The organism is Saprospiraceae bacterium (assembly GCA_026129545.1).
GTDB lineage: Bacteria > Bacteroidota > Bacteroidia > Chitinophagales > Saprospiraceae > M3007.
The window spans coordinates 2,331,895-2,349,822 of the sequence record JAHCHX010000001.1 but is presented as its reverse complement, the minus strand read 5'-3'; the positions used below and the strand labels follow the sequence as shown (position 1 = coordinate 2,349,822).

The following is a 17,928-nucleotide window of genomic DNA, read 5'->3' as shown; positions in this document are numbered from 1 at the left end:
AACGAAGCGCCCCGCATGGCATGGATGCCGTGCAGGGCGCTTCGTCGAATCGTGGGCGTGGAATGCGTCTGTCTCCTTTCTCGAACTGCGCTACCTGATCACCAATTTGCCGCCACCTACCCATTGGCCTCGCTGCTCGACGGAGAACAGATAAACCCCGGGCAACCAGTTGCCTCTGCGCAAGGCAAACACGGGCGAGGGGCTTTCCATTTCGTGTACCATAGCGCCTTGCGAATCATAAACTCGCAAGCGCAATGGGGTGCCACTGTGCAGCCCTTTCACTTCCAGATTCGCCCAGTCGCCGAACGGGTTGGGAGCCACCGTTATCACGGCTCCGGGCATATAGGGTTGCCATGCGCGCACGATGAAATTTTCGCCCAATCGGTGATAAGTCCTGTTGGTGATGACGGGTTCGTTGAAATCGAAATAAATGGCCGCTCTGTTTTCGAGCACCGTTTCTAATGGCGCGTCGGCCCGATGCAGGATGTTGAATTTGACAAAACCATTGGAGGCCGGCTCATTCACGTTGCTGTCGGGTAGCAAGATGTTTTCATAAAGAAACTCCACGATGCCCGGGCCAGTCAGGTTGAATTGGTACGCATGGCTGCTCGCGCCGGGGCGAATGGTGGCCGGGTCGAGCCAAGCAGAAAGCGTATCCACAATGCGGACTGTGAAGGCAGTGTCGGTGCCGGTGTTTTGGAAACGGATGAGGTACTCGATTTCGGTGCCGGGGCGGATGTAGTGCATGGGGCCGTAGCCGTTCGGGAAGCCTTGTTTATCATTCGGGTCGTAAGCACCAATGTTTTGGGTGCAGTCAATGTCTATCCACGGGTCGGCTTCATCGTTGGGGAATTGGGTGACAAAACCCGTCGAAAACACAGTCGTAGGAGAGCACCCTTCCACAGAAAGAGCGGGCTGAGAGTTGCCGGGATGGAATGGCTCTTGCTCCACTTCGAGCCGCCAAGTGCTGCCATTGGCCGGAAATGCAAGCGTCATGGACTCTCCCGCCAAAAGGGGGGGCAGCACGCCTGACATGAACATCACCGCGTCTTCGACGACCACATAGTCCACTGGTCCACCCATGTTGCCGTTGCCGATGTTTTCGACGACGAAACGCACCGAGTCCGCGTCGCACTGACTGCTCACTTGCAGGCTTGCGCCCGACCAGAATGGGTCGAATGGCAGGCAAGTGCTATCAGGATAAATATGTGCCTCGGTGCAATGGGTTTGCCCCAACACCGCGTCGCAGCTGACCTTTACTTGGAGGCTGAAACTACCACACTCACCCACATTTATCTCGCCGAGAGCGAAGCGCAAGAGGTTGTTGCCCAAGTCGGCATATGGGAGCGAGGCACCTACTGGCAGCAAGAACGGGTCGAGGGTGATAAGGACGTAGGCATCCTCGGCGGTGGCGGTGCCATTGTTGCAGTACGAGACAAAGTAATAATTGGTCGAGAAGCAGCGCCTCAACAGGTTCGTGCCAATGGAAACCGTGAGAGCAGGGCAGTCGAACACTTTTTTCACCAATATGTCGTCAACGGGGAGGGTATCGCCCGTGACATTTACATTCACGACGGTTCCCACCGGACACAGTTCCCACAGGGTGTTCGGCGGAATCGCCGTCACCACATAATTGCCAAGCGGCACCCCTATCACATATTTTCCCACAGAATTGGTGACACCATAGATGGTGTCGCTCGCTCCTTCGGCTCGAACAAGCCACCCCGCAAGCCCCGGCTCCCCTGAGTCGGCGAGGCAATTTTCGGAAACGTCGCGGATGACGTGGCCGGAGAGATTTCCGCAGTCGCCGCCTGTCGTTTGAACAATGTAAGAAATGATGCTCGAACAACCATTTGCATCAACAATCGTGACGGTGTAAAGCCCACTATTTCCCGCAGGCACGACTATGGTCGGTTGAGCTGAGGTAAAGTTGCTGGGGCCTGACCACGAGTAGGTGTATGGGGGTGTTCCGCCAAATGCTTGTGCTTGAATGACGGCCTCCTCACAAGTGTTGGACAATTCATTGACTACACTCGTAATGGAGGGCGGTTGTTGAATAATTATTGGAGGAACGATTGCGGTGCAGCCGTTGGCATCGGTTATCGTAAAATTGTATATCCCAGCAAGCAAGTTGTTCAAGGTGAATTGATTGGTTGGGTTGACGATTGGCACATTGGGTGTCCCATTCCATTGATAAGCAATGGTGTAAGGCGGTGTACCACTTGTAATAGAAAAAGAAATAGCCCCGTCGTTGCCTCCGGGACAGGTGGCAGATGTGACAAGGATTTGCTGAGCGGGTATCACGATGCCTCCCGCCAAGCCCACGGTCACATCGGCGTAGTAGGTGCAATCTGTCGCGTCGGTTGCTTCGATGCGGTAGGTGCCGGGCGAAAGATTATTGATGTCCTCACTGCTTGCGGAAAAGCCATCTGGCCCTGTCCATAAAAATTCAAATGGCGGCTGCCCCAAGGAGAGCGTTAAGTCAATGCTGCCATTGCTAAGCCCTTGGCACGAGGCATTAGTGACCTCAAAATCCTGCTGCGGTATTGCCGGCCCCGGAAAGACGGTGACCTCGTCGGTGGCCGTGCATCCATTGCTGACGAGGGTCGCAACGCAGGTATAGACACCCGGCCCGCTCACCACCGGGTTTTGTTGCGTGGAGGTGAAATTATTGGGTCCAACCCAAGAAAAGACGACTTGTCCCGGCGGTTGGGCGATGGTGTTGAGCGTGACCGTGCCGCCACCACAGGGTATGCCCGTGTCTGGCCCAGCGTTAATAAAGGGTATGGCGTTGTCGCTCGTCACCGTCACGAAACTGGAGGATGTGCAACCATTGCTCGTGTTGGTCACTATTAGCGTGTAGGTGCCGGGCAAGGTGACAACGGGATTGAGCAAATTGGCATTGGCAGGCGTGATACCCGGCCCGGCCCATTGATAGGTAAAATTCGGCCCTGTTGAGGAGTTGCCGCCCGTTAGCGTCACCTGACTGTTCGTGCAAGTCAAGAGTTGCGGCGACCCGGCATCGGAAATCGGAGGTATTGCATTCTGCACCACCGCGACACATTCGGTGGCGGTGCATCCCGCTTGATTGGTCACGGTGACGCAGTAGAAGCCCGGTTGCGAAATCGGTGGATTGGGACCAACAAAACCATTTGTCCATAAGTATGTGACATTGGGCTGATTGCTGCTGGTCGTTATCGTCACGGTTGGGGTGAGGCAGGTGAGCGTTCCGCTGACGGTGACCGAGATGGTGGGAGGTGGCATATATGTCACCTCCAGCGCGTTGGATACTGAAAGACAGGGGTCGTTCCAATCTATCGTGCCGCCGAGGTTGTTGCCTGCCACGGCGGCTATTTTGAAAGGCGAATTGGCGAGGAAGTCGCTTTGGTAAGCAAAGCTTTCATCCGTTGAGGTGGCAAACACGTTGCCTGCATTGGGCACATCGCCAGTGTAGGCCACGAACAGCAAAATGTCATCGCCGTCCAATACTTGGTTTCCATTGTGTGTGAAATGGAGCGGGTCGTTTTCGCAAGTGGTTCCCTGCAAAAAGCCAAGGGAACCCGCGTCGCTTGTGCATTGGGCGTGAGCGTTTTTCGTTGTGGCCAGCAGCAGGCACAGAAACAGGAGCGAGCATGTGTAGCGTACGGATGTCATAGGAATCATTGAATGTGTTGCGAGTTGAATGAACGCAGACTTTGATGCTGCAAAAATTCGGGATGCTGCTTGCCCGAACAAAGACAAATTTTCACGATTGTAACACCATTTTTAGATTTTATTTTTTGTAAAAATTGATTATCAGTAATTTAAAATAAATAAAGTAATTTTTATTATGCCGAAATGCGCGTATAAATTTGCTCCGCATGGAAAAAATACTCCTACACGAAGCGTTTGCCGCGCTCACATCCGCCGAATTGCGCGAGTTCAGCAAATTCGTGCGCTCCCCATTTTTCAACACCAACCCGCAGTCGGTGGCGCTGTTCGACTATCTGCACGAATGTAGAGAGGCCGGAACATCTCCCCAAGCGGCGGGTGCTTTGGCGGCCATCGGCGCGGATACCGACCAAAGACTCCGACTCGCCAACAGCGCCCTGCTCGCCCTACTGGAAAAATACTGGATGTACCAAGAGAAATTCGAGGATGCCGACCGCGCCAAAATCCGCCTCGCCGCTGCCTATCGCAAACGGGGATTGAGCCGGCATTTCAACATCACGCTGCGCGAAGCCCGCCAAAGCCGCGAGCATCTCCCGTGGCGCCATGCCGAATATTACCACGACCTGAACTTGTTGGAATGGGAGCAATATCAATTCGACACCTCCGCCAAGCGCACCGAATCGCTCAACCTCCAAAGCACCTCCGACCTGATGGACACGGCCTACATCGCCCGAAAATTGCGACTGGCTTGCCTTGCCCTGTCGCATCAGGCTGTGTTCAAGACCGACTATCGCATCGGGATGCTGGAATCTATACTGTTGCACGTCGAGGCGCATAATCTGCTGGAAATCCCCGCCATCGGGCTGTATTTCCACTGCTATCATTTTCTTGCCGACGCGAAAGCGGAAGCGCATTTTGAAAAATTCCGCGAGATGCTGCTGGCGCACTCCGACCAGTTTCCGCCCGAAGAGCTGCGCTCGTTTTATTTGCTGGCCATCAATTTTGGCATCAAAAAAATCAATGAATCCGCCGAGGGGTGGCTGCGCGTCACCCTCGACCTCTACCGAAGTGCCCTCCAACGAGACCTTTTGTTCGAACATGGGCTGCTCTCGCGCTTTGCCTTCAACAATATCGTCGCCATCGCGCTGCGCACAGGAGAGACGGACTGGGCCGAGGGATTCGTCCACCAATACAAGCCGTACCTCGAGCGCCAGTGGCGCGAGGCTTCCGCCAAACTCAACCTCGCTCGCGTGGCCTACGCTCGCCGCGACTACAAAACCGCCCTGCTCAATTTGCAGCGCTCCGACTACAAAGACCTCATCAATAACTTGATTGCCAAAACCTTGCAACTCAAAATCTACTACGAAACCGCCGAATACGATTTGCTGGAGAGCCACCTGTCAAGCATGCAGACTTTTATCCGTCGGCACACCGCCATCGGCTACCACCGCACCAATTACAGCCGCATCGTGCATTACACCCGCCAGCTGATGGCGCTCAATTTCAACAATTCCGCCGCCACCGCCGCCTTGCGCGCCGCCATAGAACAGGAAGAAATACTGACAGAGAAAGAATGGCTGTTGGAGATGCTCGATAGTTAAAACAAACTATTTTACTTTTGCCAGACAAAAACCCACAACCATATTGCCATGAACAACCCTTCTTTTTCATCATTGAATGATTTGTTGAAAAAGAGAGAGTGTTCAGAAAACTGTGTCATCCCAAGGGAGACGATAAGAAAACACAGAGGCACGAAGGGCACAGAGTTTTGGTTTTCAATAATTTACATTCCTTTAAGCGCGGCGTGTATTGCGTAAAAAGAAAACATCCGGTATGGTTTGACACACTTTTCTGAACACTCTCGAAAAAGAAGCCCTCGCAAATATCAAAGCCCATACAGGCAAATAACGAAATCAACAAGTCACCATCCAACGTGCCCACCCTCGACTCCAACATCGAATATCTCAAAGGCGTCGGTCCGCAACGTGCGGAGGTGCTGAAAAAGGAATTGGGCATATTCACCTGCCGCGACCTGCTGTTCCATTTCCCCTTCCGATACATTGACCGCACCAAATTCCACAAGATTCGGGACATCCACACCGAAGGCGAACTGGTGCAAATACGCGGCACCCTCCGTCGCCTCGAAACCCTCGGCGAAGGTCGCGCCCGGCGGCTTGTCGGAAGCCTCCGCGACGAAACGGGGATGATGGAGCTCGTGTGGTTCCAAGCCGTGCAATGGCTTGAAAAAAGCCTCACCGTCGGCAAAGAATACATCGTTTTTGGGCGTGTCAACGAGTTCAATGGCCGTTTTAACATCACCCACCCGGAGATGGAAAGCCTCACCCTCGACCCCTCTCCAACCGGAGAAGGGCCGGGGGTGAGGCAACGCACCTTCGACCCCGTCTATCCCAGCACCGATAAACTGACCCAAAAAGGGCTTGACGCCAAAGGTCTGCGCAAAATCATCCGCACCCTGCTCGACGGGCTTTCCCCGACAGATTTGCCGGAGACGATGCCCGATTATCTGACCGCGCAATACAAATTGACTTCGCGCTGGTTAGCCTTGAACAAGATTCATTTTCCCGAAAACCAGCAAGAGCTCGACGTAGCCACGCGGCGGCTGAAATTCGAGGAGTTGTTTTTCTTGCAATTGCGCCTTTTGCAAATTCGCACCCGCCGAAAAGATGCCATTCGAGGCTTCGTTTTTTCCAAAATCGGCGATTTTTTCAATAAATTTTATCACGAAAAACTACCCTTCGAACTCACTGGCGCGCAAAAAAGGGTATTGAAGGAAATCCGTGCCGACCTTGCCGTGGGCAAACAAATGAATCGTCTTGTGCAAGGCGACGTAGGCTCTGGCAAAACCGTCGTGGCCTTGATGACGATGCTCATGGCGTTGGACAACGGCTTTCAGGCGGTGCTCATGGCCCCCACCGAAATCCTCGCCCAGCAGCATTTTGCCAACATCACCGAACTCGTGGGTGATTTGGGCATCCGCGTCGGCTTCCTTAGCGGCACGGTGAGAGGCAAAAAGCGCGAGGCCATTCTGCAACAGCTGGCCTCCGGCGAGCTCCACATCGTCGTCGGGACGCACGCGCTCATTGAAGACTGGGTGCAATTCAATAATCTGGGCATCAGTATCATAGACGAGCAGCACCGCTTCGGCGTGGAGCAACGCGCCGCGCTGTGGAGGAAAAATCCCGCCGGGCCGCCCCATGTGTTGGTGATGACGGCCACACCGATTCCGCGCACGCTTGCCATGACGTTGTATGGGGACTTGGACGTGTCGGTGATAGACGAGTTGCCCCCCGGTCGCAAGCCCATCACCACGATGCACAAGAGCGAGCACCATCGCTTGCGGGTGCAGGGGTTCATGCGCGACGAGATTGCCAAGGGGCGGCAAGTGTATGTCGTTTATCCGATGATAGAGGAAACGGAAACGATGGACCTGCAAAACCTGATGTCGGGCTATGAGGCATTGAGCCGCGATTTCCCGCCGCCGCAGTATCAAATTTCCATCGTGCATGGGAAAATGAAGGCTGCCGACAAAGACTTTGAAATGCAGCGTTTTGTACGCGGCGAGACACAAATCATGGTGGCCACCACCGTCATAGAAGTCGGGGTAAATGTCCCGAACGCCTCGGTGATGGTGATTGAGAACGCCGAACGTTTCGGCCTCTCGCAACTTCACCAGTTGCGTGGGCGCGTGGGGCGCGGCGCGGAGCAGAGTTTTTGCATCCTGATGACCTCTTTCAAACTCAGCGCCGATGGCCGCGAACGCATCCAGACGATGTGCCAGACCAACGACGGCTTTGTCATCGCGGAGACGGATTTGCGGCTGCGCGGCCCCGGCAATATAGAGGGTACTCAACAAAGTGGTATGCTCCAATTCCTCATCGCTGACCTTGCCCGCGACGGACAGATTCTGACGGCGGCGCGGGAGATAGCCTTGCGTATTTTGGAGGACGACCCTGCCTTGGCAGCCCCCGAACACGAGCGGCTCCGGCAGCACCTTGCCTCGGAAGGCAAGGAAGCGCGGGTGTGGAGCCGCATCTCCTGAGCTCAATCCGTTTTCAAAGAAAACCGTCCCTTCTCGAAGATATATTTTCGCTCACCGATTGCCAGCAATGTGCCTTCGACTGCTTTGCCTTTCAGGTCGAGGTCCATTTTGGAGGTATGCACCGCTCCCCCCGTGAGGGCAGCGATGCTGATGTAGTCGGAATGTACCTCTTCTCCATTGCCGCCGCACACCACCACATGAACGGGCTTCCTCACCTCGCTCATCAATTTGAAGTCGCGCACTGGGGCGTAATTGTCGGCTATCATCACCATCATGCTACAATCGGGACACCTCGTCTGGGCATATATGGCGGCTTCTATGTTGTTCTCGGGATTGTCGCCGCCGCTGCCGGCTCGCGCTGCTCTATGGGCGACCTCTTGAATCTCCGACAGGCGATTCGACTGGACGTAGTAGATGCCTCCTACCTTGCCCAATACCTTGTCCTTGTCGGGTTTCCCGTCGCCGTCATTGAAAAAAACGTAGTGTTCCACGCCTTTCGAGGCGTAGAGTTCGTGCCAAATGAAGATTTGCGTCAGGTAGCCGCTCATACTACCCGTGACATCCTGCACCACGATGACTTTCTCTTTCCGCCAGTCGTCCCAATTGCGATCCATGGCATCTATTACGGTTGTGTCCCTTCGGCGGTCTATATCCAGCGAGCGGTCAATCGCCTTGCCAGTGGCCGCATTTATCTTGATACGGCGGTCGAAGTAAGTGGTGTCGTAGGCATAGCCCAGAGATTTGGTCTGACATTTTTTCTCCGGGATGCGGTTGCGCCCCGGTTTGTCGTATCGCACACCTTTGCGAGCTTTGTCCTTGTTTTTCGGAATGTATTTGCCCGTTTCCTCGCATTCGCGTTTGGTGATTTCGCGCATGGAGACGCTCATTTCCCGCACGGTGGAGTCGCGGGTGACGAGCGGTGTTTTGTTCGATGATTTTTTGGTGGGTACGACGGGTGAGGGTGCGGGCATAAGCGTGCCGTCGTTGCTGCGCACCGCCACGCCAGACGCGAGATGCACCACGAACCCGTGGAACAGTCGCTCGCTTTCTTCGAGGGTGCGGCAGTTGGTTTGGCGCAACATATTCCATTTAATGGACTCGTTGTCGAAGAGGCCGGGAGAGGCTTTTTCGAGGTTGGTCAATCGCTCGCGATTGAGCGAGACTTGGTCAAAGTTTTTCGTGCGCGAAAACGAGCTATACACCACGTCCACTTGCGCGATGTTTTTTGCATCGAAGCGCTTGAACACATCGAGGTTCCGAAACTCGGAATCCCCATATTGCACCTGAAGCAAGATACAATCCTTGCAGGCGGTAGTGTCATACAAGGGAATATCGCTGACAGGCTGTTCGAGCAGCGAGGAGAGGGTGGTTTGAGCAGAGATGGTGAAACAGGTGAGTACCCAAACAGCTGCGCTTAGCAGCGGGCGATGGTAGGGGGTAAGCATGGCTGGCTAATTGTTTTGGAGGTGATTCGATTGTTTGCAGCTCCAAATGTAAAGTCTGTCTGGTGAGGATGCAAATATTTGTTAAGGTTTTTATGTGGGAAGGGTCTAAATTCAGTTGTATATGAAACTTGAATCCGCCGAAGCGGTGCGTTTGCCCCGACAGCTCGCCCCTTCAAAGCCCTTGAAAAAAGGTAGGCACAATTTGAAAAATCATGGTCGAAAGAGGTGAGGTGTCCGTGAAGCGACTTTTCGAGCAACTATTTGCGTAATGTTACGCAGGGAACTTTTCCAACCGGATGAGTGGGCGACTTTTGTGGCGATTTTTTTTACAAAATTCTCCTTTCTATATGAAAAACATCCTTGTGTGGCCACTCCGTCTGTTGGTGGCGGGCATTCTCCTGCAAACCCTTTTCTTCAAATTTACGGGCGCGCCCGAAAGTGTGTGGATTTTCCAAACGTTGGGCATGGAGCCTTGGGGTCGCGTCGGCTCCGGGGTGGTCGAGCTGGTGGCTTCTGCTTTGATATTATGGCCGCGCACCACTGGCTTGGGCGCTGTCGTCGCGTTGGGCGTGATGAGTGGCGCCATCCTCTCGCACCTTACCCAACTGGGCATCGAAGTGCAAGGCGATGGCGGCTTGTTGTTTTATCTGGCCCTCCTTGTTTTTGCCGGGAGCGCTGTGTTGTCTTGGCTGCATCGGCGGGAGATTCCGGTGGTCGGGAAATGGTTTTCGACATGACCTGCATTCAGCCAGTCGAAGCGGCCTCCCGCGCTTTATCAGGCTTTTTTTATCGAAAAACGACCCATGTCCTCGCATGAGCTCCCATTTTTGGGCAAAAACAAATTCTCATGCGACAAAGCCGTGCTTATTATTTATTGATTACCGCCGCGTTTCTGACGGCGGCTCTCTCCGCCCAAAGAGAAGACAAGGCCATCAAGGCCGTCATCAACAACTTTTTTGCAGGTATGGAAAACGGCGATACGGTGCTGCTCAAAAGCGCCTGCACCGACAAGCCTGTTTTCCAGACCTTCATGGCCAGCAAGGATAGCCAGATGCAGGTCTATACCGAGGACTTTGACGAATTTGTCCGCTTTATCGGCACGCCCACCAAAGACAAGTATAAGGAGGAAATCACGTTCGAAGCCATCCATGCCGAAAAATCGCTCGCCAGCGTATGGACGCCCTACAAATTCTATGTGAATGGCAAAGTGTCGCACTGCGGCACTAATTCTTTCCAATTAGTCAAGACCACCGATGGCTGGAAGATTCAATACATCATTGACACGCGACGGCGGGGGTGCAAGGAATGAGGCTATGACACAAACAACAAAGCTCGAGCATGGCGGAGCGCGCATGGATTGGGTCTTTTGACTACATGTGCAGCGCCCGATTGGCGGTGGCAGCCAAGCTCGCCTCTTTGAATGCTTCGGTGTAGGTGGGGTGCGCGTGGCTTATGCGTGCGGCATCTTCTGCCGAGGCGCGGAATTCCATGAGCGCGACGGCTTCGGCTATCATGTCGGCGGCGCGGGCGCCCACGATATGCACGCCAAGGATTTCGTCGGTCTCTTTGTGTGCCAGCACTTTCACCATGCCGTCCAAGTCCATGCTCGCACGCGCGCGGCCCAAGGCACGGAAGGGGAACTTGCCGGGCTTGTAAGGGATGCCCTTTTCCTTGAGCTCTTCCTCTGTGTAGCCCACGCCTGCCACTTCGGGCCAGGTATAGACGACGCCGGGAATGAGGTGATAGTGAATGTGTGGCTTTTGACCGACAATCGTCTCTGCCACGAACACGCCCTCTTCTTCCGCCTTGTGCGCCAACATGGCGCCCTGTACCACGTCGCCAATGGCGTAGATGCCTGGCTCGGTGGTTTGCAGATGCTCGTCCACAGGGATGCGGCCTTTTTCATCCAAGGCGATGCCTACGTTTTCCAAGCCAAGCCCGTCGGTGTAGGGGCGGCGACCGATGGCTACGAGGCAGTAGTCCACATCCCAAGAAAGTTTTTTTGAATCGTCGTCGCGGCTTTGGGCGACCACTTTCACTTTTGATTTGGAGGGGGTGACTTCGGTGACGGCATGGCGCAGGTGGAACTCGACCCCAAGATTTTTCATGCTCTTCATCAACTCGCGGCTACAGTCGGCATCCATGCCTGCAATGATGCGGTCGAGAAACTCCACCACAATGACCTTGGTGCCCAAACGGGCGTACACGCTGCCCAATTCCAGCCCGATGACACCGCCGCCGATGACGACCATGCTGTCCGGCACTTTCTCGATGTTGAGCGCTTCCGTGCTAGTGATGACGCGCTTTTTGTCGTAGTTGAAATTGGCTGGCACGATGGGTTTGGAGCCTGTCGCAATGATGACTTTGCTGGTCTCTATTTCCTCGGCGTTGCCGCTCGAGCTGGTGATTTTGATGCGGTTTTTATGCACAAACGAGCCGTGCCCATAAAACACGTCTATTTTGTTCTTCTTCATCAAGAACTCCACCCCCTTGTTGTTGTCGAGCACCACCTCGTTTTTCCGTCTAATCATTTGCGGCATATTGACCTTCAAGTCTTTGAGGTCAATACCGTGCGTCTGGAATTTTTTGTGGGCGTTGTGGTAGTGTTCGGATGAGTCCAGGAGTGCTTTTGAGGGGATGCAGCCCACGTTGAGGCAGGTGCCGCCGAGCACGGAGTAGCGTTCGACGATGGCTGTTTTGAGTCCCAATTGGGCGCAACGGATAGCGGCTACATATCCTCCGGGGCCGGAGCCGATGATGGTGACGTCGTAAGTCATAATGTTATGTAAGACAACAGATTAATCTTGTTTGTTCAGTTTTTCTTCGGCCCTTTGTTTTTAAAATTTCGTTTGTCGCGTTGGCGGTGATGAGCGGCATCGTTGGTTTTGGGCGCAGGTGGGGCGTTGCCCTCCTGTCTTTTCGCTGGAGGTTGATTGGGCTGTGGCCGCCGCCCATCTTCCTTGTTGTTTGGCTTGTTGCGTGGTTGCTCTCGTCGGTTGGCCACCGGCAGGTTGTCCTGTTGGGCTGCTTTCTCCACAGCAGCAGCGGCGGACTGTGAGCGGTCGCGGCTTTTCTTTTTCTTTTTCTTCTTTTTCTTGCGTTTTTCGATGGGGAGTTCTACCACGTCGTGCACATTTTCGAAGTCAGGTTCTGCCTCTTCTGGCTCATCCACCTCTGGTGGCGGGGCCATGGCGAGGATATCGTCGAGGCTGCCCGGCAGTTGCCCTTGTTTTATCATGTCCAGCGCCTCCCATATCTGGTCCACATGAATCGCATAGAGCTTGCCGCGATTTTCGGCGTAGGTGTAGTACATGAGGCGTTTGAACACATCGGTCTTGACCAATATGGCTAATCCTGCGGCGGTTTTGAGTTTTTCCGCACGGTCGGGGAAGTCTTCGAGTGCGTCAATGTAGGTGTCAAGTTCGTAGTTGAGGCAGCATTTAAGGCGGCCGCACATCCCAGACAGTTTTGTCTGGTTGATGGCGAGGTTTTGGTATCGGGCCGCGGCCGTGTTGACGCTTTTGAATTCCGTGAGCCAAGTGGAGCAGCACAGTTCCCGGCCACAGTTGCCTATGCCGCCAACGCGAGCCGACTCTTGGCGTGCCCCGATTTGGCGCATCTCTATTTTCACCTTGAACTCACGGGCATAGCTTCGGATGAGCTCGCGAAAATCCACGCGCCCATCGGCGGTGTAATAAAAGGTGCATTTGCGGCCATCGCCTTGGAACTCCACGTCGCCAATCTTCATGTCCAAATCAAGCGTGCGGGCGATGACGCGGGCTTGCACCATCACCTCTTTCTCTGCGTGGCGCACTTCGTCGAGGCGTTCAAGGTCGCGCTCGTGGGCTTTGCGCACCACCGTTTGTAGCCGGGCATCGGGGCGGACGCGCTTTCGTTTCATTTGCAGGCGCACGAGCTCTCCCGACAAGGAAACCTTGCCCACATCGAACCCCCCGGATGGGGATTCCACCACGACCCAATCGCCGGTGGTGGCACGGGTGTAGGGTGGGTTTTTAAAAAACTCCTTGCGGGAGCCATTTTTGAAGCTGACCTCCACGATATCGAAGGGCTTGGCATCCACGATGCCGAGGGCGGTTATCCAATCGAACGTGTTGTGGCGGTTGCAGCCGCCGGAAGCGCAGCCGCCATTGGAGCGGCACCCGCTTACGCTATCTTTACCTGTCGAGCAGGAACATCCTATGCATCCCATGTTGGTTGTTAGTTATTGGTGACTGGTTTGGTTTGAGGTCAAACGGATATGAGCACTATGCCGACGATGATGCAAACGGCGGCGATTAGCAGGAAGATTTTTCCCACATGCACTCGGAACAACCGCATCATGCCGGCTATCAGCAAATTGGGGAAGGCCATGCCAAGAAACACGGAGCCTATGACCGCTGGGGTGATGACGCCATCGTTGAACTCGTGTGCCGTGACGTAAGCGCCGATTCCAATGAGCGCCGTCATGAGGGCAATCAGCCCGATGCGCTTCAAGGTGAATGTCTGTTTGTTTTCAGGCATTTTTCAAAATGTGGTTCATTTGGATGGAGGTGTCGAGAAAAAGGATTTTCGGATTGGCGTTCCGTTCGACGTAGTAAATGTTGTCGTTGAAAAGGCCGACCAATCGGGTTATTTTGTCGAAGTTGAGCACTTTGGCCATGTTTTGGGCGGTGGCGAGTTCTTCGGGTTGCAGGCGCAGGTTGGGGTTGCCCGTCAGGACCAGCGCCATCAGCTCACGCAAGAAATGCAGCCCATAGTGGAGGAATTGCTTTTGGTTTTCGCGGCCTAGCTTGGCGAAGTCCTCTGTCCATTTCACGAGTTCCACTCCGTTGCCGCGCCAGCATTTGCGGAGCCAGTCGAGCAGTAAGCGGGCATCGTCGTTTTCGGGGTTGTCGGCGATGTGGAGCGCGGCGCTAAAGTCGCCATCGGCCGAAAAGGCGATTTGCCGGGCGCGGCTCTCGTCGAGGCCCCGTTGCAGATGCAGGCCCGTCGTTATTTCCTCGTCGCTCAGCAGGTCGGTCTTGACTAATTGGCAGCGAGAAAGGATGGTGTTCAGAATGGCATCCTGATTTTCGGCAGCCAACAAAAAAATCGTCTGCTCAGGTGGCTCCTCGACGAGCTTGAGCAGGCGGTTGCCCTCTTTGCCGAGATATTCGGGCAGCCACATCACAAGTATTTTGTAGCGCCCTTCAAAGGCTTTGAGGCTGAGTTTTTTGATGATGGCATTGCACTCGTCTTTGGTGATGTTGCCCTGCTTGTTTTCAGCACCCAGACGCTGTAGCCAGGTGTTTGCATCCATGTAAGGGTTTTCGGCAAGTGCCGCACGCCACTGCTTGAGATAGTCAGTGCTGACCGCATTGGCACCGACGGTCGGGAAAGAAAAATGAATGTCGGGATGGGCAAATTGGGCAGCTTTTCGGCAGGCGGAACACTCGCCGCAAGCATCGTGGAGCGCAGGCGCGGGTGGGTGGTTTTCGGAGGAGTCGGGTGCTCCAAAGAGGCTGTTTTCTGTTGGTTCGGCTTTGCGGCTTGTCGGATTTTTTTCACATTGCAACAGCTGGGCGAACGCGAGCGTCAAGGCCAAATTGCCACTGCCCGTCGGCCCCAAAAACAGCAAGGCGTGGGGTATGCGCTCGCTGTGTGCGAGTTGGAGCAGGAATGTCTTGGTCCTGCTTTGGCCGATAATGTCGCTGAAAATCATTGTTTTGTGCAAAGAACCCCACGCTTGATTGGCTAATGGCACGACGTGGCAACACAAAACCTTCGCAGACAGCACTGCGCTTATTGACTTGAAATTGGGTCAGACGATTGGGGCCGTGTGCATGGTTGTCAATGGATTCGTCGGACTATGTTTTGGCGAAAATTTGCCTCGTATATGGAGAGTCAGATGTGACTGTGCTGTTGAAAAGGTTTTTGCGTGAGGGCGAAGGTACGGCAAAAGATTGAGTGAATGAGCGCAATATCGAGTACCTGATTTGCAAAAAAACTATTTTTGCCCGTATCGGTTTTATGAGCCAACTTGCTGTCACCTATTCGCACACTCCATGAAAGTCGCCGTTATTCGCCGTGCTCATTTCAACGCCGCCCATCGGTTGCACAACCCCGCTTGGTCGGATGCCAAGAACAAAGAGGTGTTTGGGCTTTGCAACAACCCCAACTGGCATGGCCACAACTACGAGTTGGAGGTGAAGGTGACAGGTGATATTGACCCCGACACGGGCATGGTGATTGACCTCGGTTGGCTGGCCGATTTGATAAAACGCGAGGTGGAACAGCGATTTGACCACAAAAACCTGAACTTGGACACCGCCGAATTTAGAAACCTGAACCCGACCGCCGAAAATATCTGCGTGGTGATTTACATGATTCTGCGCCAGCAGATTCCGAAAAAATACGACCTTCATGTGCGGCTTTACGAGACACCGCGCAATTTCGTGGAGTATCCCGCCTAAGCATTTGTTTCAAAGCCCCTTCCTGCTCCGGCAGAAGTTTTAAAACAGGTTCTGTTCCCGGAAATCCGGTATTACCGTGATTTTTTGCAAAATCCCTATGCGCGACTTTGGCTGTCCGCCCAAAAGTCCGTCACTTTTGCCGCACCCATTTTTTTCTGGGGGAAACAACCTGTTTTGCGCTGTAAGTGGCTGATTCCCTGCTCATTTTTAATCCTTGCTATCGTATGCAAAAGGCAAGCTTGTTCTATGTTATCAGCCTGTTGCTGACGGCGACGGGCGCTGTGTGGTGTCAGCCACTTGAATTTCGCAGCACATCGAACACATTCAAGCCGAAGGAATTGACGGCAGCGATGTTTGTGGATTCGACCAAAAATATGCTCGAGCGTCATGTAAGCGTGCAGGTGCTGAACGACCGAGGGCGCGACTCGACAAGGAGGCATTTGCTGGATTCGTTGTTCGAGCTCAAATCGAACGGAAAAATCAGTGCGGCGGCGCTCTTGGAGGCTTTGCCCGATTCATTTTTTGAAACAAAAAAGCGTTGCTGCAACTTTATCTGGGACAAGCGTGATGTCTATTGGCTGCGGTTTGCATTGGAAAACAAAACCGATAAAGAGGATTTTTTGGTCGAAGTGGTCAATCCTTTCATCAACCGCATCGAATACTATTCACTGAATTCGCTCAAAGACACCGGGCTTTTGACGGGTACCAATTTCAGGTTTGGCGTGCGCCCTGACTCCAATTTCCGCAATTTCCTCTTCCCTGCCCATATCGCCCCAAACAGTGTCGCGTGGTTTTACCTGAAATTCGAGTCCGAAGCGCCGCTGCACCTGCGCATCTTGATATTTGACCGAAAAGAACGAGTGGAAGGGGGGCCTCAACAATGGACGGTGGACATCCTAATGACCATTTTTTATGTCTTCACCGTTCTTTTTCTCATTTTATTGGCCATTCTCATTGTTGCTTCCAAGCAGTCTTTCCATTGGTACTACTTTGGCTATGTGTTGGTGACGGCACTATTCATCCCCGCGCATCTGGGGTTGGGCTTCATGTATATTTGGAAAAATAACGGCGATTTGCAGCACATTGTGCCGATGGTGCTCAACAACCTCCGCTTAGTATTGGGTATTCAGTATTTCAGGCTCTATTTTGATTTGCCTAAAAGCTCGCCGCGGCTCAACTATTTTGCGGAATCCTTCATTGGGGTTTTTCTGCTCACGTTGTTTCTGCAAGCCATGCGATTCATCGTCTGGGTGTTCAACCTGAAGTTCACGAGCGAAGTGTTCATATTGTTTTTAGGCCTGTTGGGACTGTTTAGTTTGGCCATGCTGGCTTGGCTGTTCCGCGAGATGTTTTTGAAAAAGCGCCGACGTTTTTCTTGGCTTTTGTTGGTCATCGCGCTCAACTGCATCGGTATCGGCATCACCTCGCTCCAGCATCTGGGCTATGGGTCCACGGGCTTCGACTTGGCTGACCGCGTCTTGGCCTCGTTTCGCATCGCCAACACCTTTTTCCTCTCGCCGTTTGTCATTGGAGCCTTTTTCTTGGAAATGGTGCTGGTGTTCAATTTTGCGGTGCGACGTTACTTGCGGCTGATTGAAGTAAACCAAAAAACCGAACTGCGTATGGCACAAGCCAAAGAACAAGGATTGAGCGAGCAGCTTATTCTGGGCATCGAAAAAGAGCGTCGCCGCATCGCTCGCGACCTCCACGACAGTGCTTGTGTGCAGTTGGCTGCAGTTAATATGAAAGTGGATGCCATGCGGGAGGATGTCTCGACCGACCATGAGCTCGCCCAAAAAATGACCGATATCGCCGATGACCTCGACGCGATTTATCACGAGGTGCGCGGCATTTCGCACGACCTTATGTCGAAAACACTCGATACCACCGGGCTGGAAACTGCTTTGGAAGAATTGACGGTGCGCATCCAGCAGGCCCAAAAAGGGCTAAACGTTCAGTTTTATGCCAATTATCCCTTAGACCGAGTTGGCAACGTGACAAAAATCCACCTATACCGCATCGCCCAAGAGCTCCTTGCCAACGTGCTAAAACACGCTCGAGCCTCAATGGTCAATCTACAACTGCTCGAAGTGGAAGGCAACCTGCTCCTCACGGTGGAAGACAACGGTCAGGGTTTCGACGCATCCCACAATGGTACCGATGGCATCGGTATCTCGAATGTGCGTACCCGTGTAGAGGCATTGCGAGGTAAGATGCACTTGGAATCGGCCCCAGGTCGGGGTACATTTGTCAGCATCGAGGTGCCGCGTGCAAGTTTGGTCGGGAACTTCGAGGATGGGTAATCTCCTCCGTTGCCCCC

Annotated in this window: 12 protein-coding genes; 6 read left to right on the top strand and 6 right to left on the bottom strand. The window is 53.7% G+C overall.

Translation table 11 applies throughout. The features are described from left to right. Positions 1–90 precede the first annotated feature (90 nt). A complete protein-coding gene (locus KIS77_08900; protein MCW5922449.1) occupies positions 91–3,654 on the bottom strand; it encodes a SprB repeat-containing protein in 3,564 nt (1,187 codons plus the stop codon). Positions 3,655–3,860: 206 nt separating this feature from the next. On the opposite strand from KIS77_08900, the gene KIS77_08895 reads away from it, so the two are divergent. Together KIS77_08895 and recG are read left to right on the top strand one after the other, a co-directional pair. Then, positions 3,861–5,252 carry a hypothetical protein gene (locus KIS77_08895; protein MCW5922448.1) on the top strand — a complete coding sequence of 464 codons (1,392 nt, stop codon included), beginning with the start codon at positions 3,861–3,863 and terminating at the stop codon, positions 5,250–5,252. A gap of 311 nt (positions 5,253–5,563) precedes the next feature. After that, positions 5,564–7,711 carry an ATP-dependent DNA helicase RecG gene (gene recG, locus KIS77_08890; GenBank protein MCW5922447.1) on the top strand — a complete coding sequence of 716 codons (2,148 nt, stop codon included), beginning with the start codon at positions 5,564–5,566 and terminating at the stop codon, positions 7,709–7,711. A 2-nt stretch (positions 7,712–7,713) separates the two neighbouring features. Here recG and KIS77_08885 read toward each other — a convergent pair whose 3' ends face one another. Beyond that, positions 7,714–9,156 carry a hypothetical protein gene (locus KIS77_08885; GenBank protein ID MCW5922446.1) on the bottom strand — a complete coding sequence of 481 codons (1,443 nt, stop codon included), beginning with the start codon at positions 9,154–9,156 and terminating at the stop codon, positions 7,714–7,716. A 347-nt stretch (positions 9,157–9,503) separates the two neighbouring features. Between KIS77_08885 and KIS77_08880 the strand changes: the two genes are divergently transcribed. Then, on the top strand, positions 9,504–9,893 hold the full coding sequence (locus tag KIS77_08880) for a DoxX family protein (GenBank protein ID MCW5922445.1): 390 nt from the start codon (positions 9,504–9,506) through the stop codon (positions 9,891–9,893). A 110-nt stretch (positions 9,894–10,003) separates the two neighbouring features. Further along, positions 10,004–10,465, top strand: a complete 462-nt coding sequence (locus KIS77_08875; GenBank protein ID MCW5922444.1) for a nuclear transport factor 2 family protein — start codon at positions 10,004–10,006, stop codon at positions 10,463–10,465. 61 nt (positions 10,466–10,526) lie between these two features. Here KIS77_08875 and lpdA read toward each other — a convergent pair whose 3' ends face one another. From lpdA to KIS77_08855, 4 genes are read right to left on the bottom strand one after another with little or no spacing between them, the layout of a single operon-like run. Beyond that, positions 10,527–11,933, bottom strand: coding sequence for a dihydrolipoyl dehydrogenase (lpdA, locus tag KIS77_08870; protein MCW5922443.1), 1,407 nt, complete (start codon positions 11,931–11,933; stop codon positions 10,527–10,529). Positions 11,934–11,968: 35 nt separating this feature from the next. Next, the gene (locus tag KIS77_08865) at positions 11,969–13,366 is read right to left on the bottom strand and encodes a hypothetical protein (GenBank protein MCW5922442.1); all 1,398 of its coding nucleotides are present in this window, start codon (positions 13,364–13,366) and stop codon (positions 11,969–11,971) included. 38 nt (positions 13,367–13,404) lie between these two features. Continuing rightward, the gene (locus KIS77_08860; GenBank protein ID MCW5922441.1) at positions 13,405–13,677 is read right to left on the bottom strand and encodes a hypothetical protein; all 273 of its coding nucleotides are present in this window, start codon (positions 13,675–13,677) and stop codon (positions 13,405–13,407) included. Next, positions 13,670–14,857 (bottom strand): hypothetical protein, encoded by a 1,188-nt coding sequence (locus KIS77_08855; protein MCW5922440.1) that lies wholly within the window; start codon positions 14,855–14,857, stop codon positions 13,670–13,672. Before KIS77_08855 ends, KIS77_08860 begins: the two co-directional genes overlap by 8 nt. A gap of 343 nt (positions 14,858–15,200) precedes the next feature. Between KIS77_08855 and KIS77_08850 the strand changes: the two genes are divergently transcribed. Together KIS77_08850 and KIS77_08845 are read left to right on the top strand one after the other, a co-directional pair. Then, the gene (locus tag KIS77_08850; GenBank protein MCW5922439.1) at positions 15,201–15,608 is read left to right on the top strand and encodes a 6-carboxytetrahydropterin synthase; all 408 of its coding nucleotides are present in this window, start codon (positions 15,201–15,203) and stop codon (positions 15,606–15,608) included. 224 nt (positions 15,609–15,832) lie between these two features. Beyond that, positions 15,833–17,911, top strand: coding sequence for a hypothetical protein (locus KIS77_08845; protein ID MCW5922438.1), 2,079 nt, complete (start codon positions 15,833–15,835; stop codon positions 17,909–17,911). The last annotated feature ends 17 nt before the right edge of the window (positions 17,912–17,928 follow it).